This window comes from Streptomyces sp. NK15101 (genome assembly GCF_020400725.1).
In the GTDB taxonomy this organism is placed as follows: Bacteria; Actinomycetota; Actinomycetes; order Streptomycetales; family Streptomycetaceae; genus Streptomyces.
In genome coordinates, this window is sequence record NZ_JAINVG010000177.1 from 1 (window position 1) to 4,523 (window position 4,523).

The 4,523-nt window shown below is 68.7% G+C and carries 3 protein-coding genes and 3 pseudogenes; 3 read left to right on the top strand and 3 right to left on the bottom strand.

Annotation, left to right across the window (positions count from 1 at the left end; genetic code table 11):
* Positions 1 to 33: 33 nt before the first annotated feature.
* From K7G60_RS38270 to K7G60_RS38280, 3 genes and pseudogenes are all read right to left on the bottom strand, one after another.
* On the bottom strand, positions 34 to 525 hold the full coding sequence (locus K7G60_RS38270; protein WP_225805583.1) for a hypothetical protein: 492 nt from the start codon (positions 523 to 525) through the stop codon (positions 34 to 36).
* 772 nt (positions 526 to 1,297) lie between these two features.
* Positions 1,298 to 1,591, bottom strand: coding sequence for a hypothetical protein (locus K7G60_RS38275; protein ID WP_225805584.1), 294 nt, complete (start codon positions 1,589 to 1,591; stop codon positions 1,298 to 1,300).
* 438 nt (positions 1,592 to 2,029) lie between these two features.
* Positions 2,030 to 2,594, bottom strand: a pseudogene (locus tag K7G60_RS38280) (HNH endonuclease); the annotation flags it as partial.
* Positions 2,595 to 3,006: 412 nt separating this feature from the next.
* On the opposite strand from K7G60_RS38280, the gene K7G60_RS38285 reads away from it, so the two are divergent.
* From K7G60_RS38285 to K7G60_RS39615, 3 genes and pseudogenes are all read left to right on the top strand, one after another.
* Positions 3,007 to 3,498 carry a DUF4265 domain-containing protein gene (locus K7G60_RS38285; protein WP_225805585.1) on the top strand — a complete coding sequence of 164 codons (492 nt, stop codon included), beginning with the start codon at positions 3,007 to 3,009 and terminating at the stop codon, positions 3,496 to 3,498.
* Positions 3,499 to 3,543: 45 nt separating this feature from the next.
* A pseudogene (locus K7G60_RS38290) lies at positions 3,544 to 3,735 on the top strand (hypothetical protein); the annotation flags it as partial.
* 26 nt (positions 3,736 to 3,761) lie between these two features.
* Positions 3,762 to 4,523: pseudogene (locus tag K7G60_RS39615) on the top strand (IS5 family transposase); the annotation flags it as partial.

Below are 4,523 nucleotides of genomic sequence, written 5' to 3' on the forward strand. Positions count from 1 at the left end.
CCATCCACCAACCCCGCAGAACTAACGAAAAGATCAGTAGAGGCGGATTCCAGCGGTCATCGCAACATAGGTTGAGTGCCACACGCGGATGTCGTAGCGTTCGGGATCCGCGGCACTCCTCGCTGCGCACCGCCACACCCTCACCTCGTGCTCGCCCTCGTTCGGGAGCACCAGAACGGGACCGGGCTCCCGGCCTTCCACGTTGATAAGCGTAAGTTCTCGGGTGGGCGAGGTGATGCGGGACGTGCCCAGCAAAGTGCCCTGTCCATCCGGCGAGGGTGATTCCCAGACTGACAGCACAGCCTGGATACGAGTAGCGGAGCCCAGCGTGGGAATGCCGATCGCCTCCCCGTTGCCCTTCACGCAGTCACCTTCGGGGATGGCGGTCACGGGGTCGGCGCAAGGCCCGTCGCCGGCGACCAGCCAGAATTCGCTGTGGGACACCCACATCGCGGCATACACCCTGTCCCAGGGCTGTGCGCCGGGGAACAGATCTTCACCGGCAAACACCCTCTCAGGATCCATGGCGCCACCGTGACGTCCAGCCGCCGGCACGAGCCGCCTGCTTTTCGGCCTTGATGGTGCCGGCCGCCCCTGCCTCCGCCCAGGACCTCCTGGATAAACACCCCGTATCCAGGAACTCAGGCGCTACAAAGACTGCTACGGATTCAGCGGCGTGATGGATGCTTACGGGGAGATTGTGATGAAAGCGGATCCGTCGGTCACGACACAGAGCGCTCGCCGGTCGGCCGCCGCAGCGTCCCCCGGTTCGACCCCGTCACCGCCGAACGGCTTGCCCGACTCGACCGCGAGGTGACCTGGCACGTTGAGGCCGGCTGCCCCGAGGCGACCGTGAAGGGTACGCCGTCGCCTGGGAGGCAGGGCTCAGGTTCTGTGCCGAGGCCGGTATCCCGCCAGCCGCCGTACGCTCCCGGCACGCTGATCGCGTTCGTGGGTGGTGCCGGCGCCAGCCTGCCCGGCGGCCCAAGCCCGCCCGGCAGGCTCACCGCGCCGTTGACCATCGACCGCCAGATCACCGTCGTCGTCACCGCCCGCCACCGGCTCGAGCTGCAACTGGTCGGGGACATCGCTCGGCTGCCCCCGCTCAAGTAGAAGAGCCTCGATGTGCTGGGCCGCTACAGCTTCACCCCGTCCATTCCAGCGGGTGGACTGCGGTCCCTACCTGACCCGGACACGATCGAGTTCGACGAGGACGAGGACGTCGGCCAGGAGCAGCAGGCCGGGTAAAAGGTGGAATGGAAGTGGAACAGGCCGCTCAGAGCGCCGGGCGGGCCGTTCACAGGCATGGTGCGCCGGCAGCGGGGTGGCAGGTGCGGGGGACGCCTGCCATCTCTGCGGTGTCCGGCGATGCGGAAGTGGGGGTCACCTCGATCACGTCGACGAGTCTGCACAGTTTGTGCTGGGCGCGCAGGGCGTCGGACTGTGCCACGGATACGACGGCTGTGGCCGTGTTCGCCGGTGCGGTGGTGTAGGTCAGGTCCAGCACGTGGTGGTTGTTGAGCGTGGCGGCGAGCCGCGCGAGTGTTCCGTGGCCGGGCTGGAGGGTGACGGTGAGCCGGGCGTGTTCCATGGGTGGTGGTCCTGTTCATGGGGCCGTGGTGGGGCCGGGAAATGGAAAAGACCCCTCGCGAGGTGCGAGAGGTCTGCGTGCGGGCGGTGAGCGTGGGGAGGGTCATCTCCTCGGGCTCGGTGCCGGCACGCTGCCGCTGATAATCAGCTGCTGCTGCATGCCCGGCATGCTGGCACAATCCGGCCGTAGCCCGGAAGGCCGTCTCATACTGCGGGCGCCCTGAGGGACGGCCCGCACTGAAGGGGCTCTTTATAGGCTGCCGGTTCAGCCCATTGACGCCGGCAGGTGCAGATGGCCGTCGTGGGCTTCGGCGACCCGATCGAGGCGGCCCAGACGATCCAGTTCGCCGACCTGCTGCTGCGCCAGGTCGACCGGGCACGGGTCAGGAACAGCTGACGAGGAGCCCCGCCCCGGCATTATCGAACTTGCGAACAGGGTGGGCGTGAAGTGCACAACGGTGCTCTCGCACGCCTCGGCGTACACGCCCAGCGCGTCGACCTCGGCCTGGTCCGCGGTCAGGCCCCAGCGCAGCTTCGTCGCGGTCCACTCCCCGATGTACCGGCAGTGCGCGTCCGGCAGGGGCGGCATCCAGGTCGACGGGTCCTGGTCGGCCTTGGACCGGTTGGTGCGGGTGGTCACGGCGACCAGACTGGTGGGGGGCGTCCTGCCCGTCGTAGTACGAGATCCACTCGCCCCCGGAGAGCTTGCAGCCGGCCGCGACGTCCGAGGACTCGACCGCCTCGGAGAGCAGGACCTCGTCGCGGGTGGTGCAGCCGTCGGCCGGGTCCCGGCCCGCGTTCCGGTGCTTGAACTTGTCGCGGGTGTAGCCCTCGCGCGATTCGTCGGCGATGGGGAGCTCGCGGACCGCGTCCACCAGGGTGAGCACGGTCGCGGCCCGGCCGACGACAGGAGCAGACGCGGTCGCGGCAGTGGCCTGGGTGGGAAGGGCGAGCGGGGCAAGGAGCAGGGCGAGGGCGGCGGTGCGTGCCAGGTTCTTGGTCACGGAGGCTGGAGATAGCGGTTCCAGCGGCTCTGACGTGCACGAATCTGAAGGGTTGTCCTCTCTGTGGGGGACGAAGTTCACCGGGGAAACGGTCCTTCGGCCCGTCAGCGGCTTCAGGTCGCCCGGCGGCTGGACGTGGTGAGCTGCCCGAGGTATTGGCCTCGTTGTCGCACCCACCCCGCGATGTTCCCGGCGGCGTTCAGAGTTCCTCGGTGGCGATACGGCGGCCGGGCCGGTGCAGCGCAGCGTTTGCCTGCCCAGACGGCACACGGCCACTGGACGGGTAGCAAGGCCGGCTGTGACACATGAGAGGTGCCACAGCCCGTCTGCCTGCGACGGGCGCCCGCCGAGGCCGGACTGGCCGCATCGTGCGGCAGGCCCCGTTTCGGATAAGACCGATTAGCCTGTAGCCATGTCGCAGAAGTACATCCTCCACGAGGAACCAGCAGTTCGTACGGCTTCCCAGCGCATCGCGATGGCCGACCTGGCTCCGTTCGGCTTCCCAGGCCTCCACGAGCAGGTATGGCTCGGAGGCCGCGAAGACGGCCTGTTCGTCATGCAGTGCGTGCCCTTCCGGATCTACGGGCTGAACCTCTTCGACGTGGTGCGCCTGGACGAGGACGACATGCTCGTCGAGGTCGTGGACAAGGGCGGCCACCGCACGCTGCGGGCGCTGCTCGAGGCGGGCCTGGAGCCCCAGGTCTTCGAAGAGGTGACCGGCGGCATCGTCTCGCGGGCCCGGAGCGGGGGCTTCGCCATCGAGTGGAGCGGCGACCGTCACGTGGCGATCGACGTGCCCGCCGACGGGGACGCGGCTCCCCTGGTGGCGTTCATGGACGCGCACGAGGAGGCCGGGATGCTGTTCTGGGAGTGGAGCGACTCCCAACCGTTCCAGGGTTCCTGACACGGCTCCGACGCCGTGATCACACCAGCTACACCGCATGGGACCATAGCGACCATGTCAGGTCAGCTCTGGGTGTCCCTCATATCCTTGGGCGGCGTGGTACTCGGCGGCATGCTGTCCTACCTCGTCCAGCACAGGACGCAGTCGTCAGCGGAACGCGCCGAGCAGCAACGGCAGCTGAGCGCACTTTCGGAGGCTCGGCGCGCGGAACGGCTGGCGCTGCTGGAGCGGTTCATCTGGATCATCTGATCGTTGGTTGATGTGTGTCGTTGACGGATGCCCAGTGGGTACGGATCGAGCCGTTGCTGCCGGACAGGACTCCGAGGCGGGGTGGGCGGTGGCGTGATCACCGGCAGGTGATCGACGCGATCGCGTTCAAGTACCGCACCGGGACGCCGTGGATGGACCTGCCCGAGCATTTCGGCTCGTGGAAGGGGGCCCACAACCGGCTGCGGAAGTGGGCTGCCGACGGCACCTGGGAGCGCGTGTTCACCGCCCTGCTCGCCCAGGCCGATACCGAAGGTGACCTCGACTGGGTCGCCGCGGTCGACTCCACGATGGTGCGGGCTCATCAGCACGCCGCCGGAGCCCGTCAAAAGGGGCCCCGGCCGGCGAGTCGGAGCATCATGCCCTCGGACGGTCCCGCGGCGGACTGACCACCAAGGTCCACCTCGCCGCGGACAGCCGCTGCCGCCCGCTCGCCTTCGTCCTCACGCCCGGTCAGGCAGGTGACGCGCCCGCGTTCCCCGAGGTGATGGCTCGCCTGCGGGTGCCGCGGCCGGTCGGCCGGCCCAGGACCACGCCGGATGTGCTCCTGGCCGACAAGGCGTACTCGTCCCGGGCGATCCGCACCCACCTCCGCCGACGCGGGATCCAGGCAGTGATCCCGCAGCCTGCCGACCAGGCCGCCAACCGCAAACGCCGCGGCAGTCATGGTGGCCGTCCGCCTGCCTTCGACCGCGAGGCCTACAAGCGGCGCAACACCGTCGAGCGGTGCATCAACAAGCTCAAGCAGTGGCGCGGTC

What these genes read in the sequence shown, in the direction of transcription:
- K7G60_RS38285 (WP_225805585.1), top strand. Translation starts at nt 3,007, where the DNA reads ATGTCGCAGAAGTACATCCTCCACGAGGAACCAGCAGTTCGTACGGCT.
- K7G60_RS38270 (WP_225805583.1), bottom strand. Translation starts at nt 525, where the DNA reads ATGGATCCTGAGAGGGTGTTTGCCGGTGAAGATCTGTTCCCCGGCGCA.
- K7G60_RS38275 (WP_225805584.1), bottom strand. Translation starts at nt 1,591, where the DNA reads ATGGAACACGCCCGGCTCACCGTCACCCTCCAGCCCGGCCACGGAACA.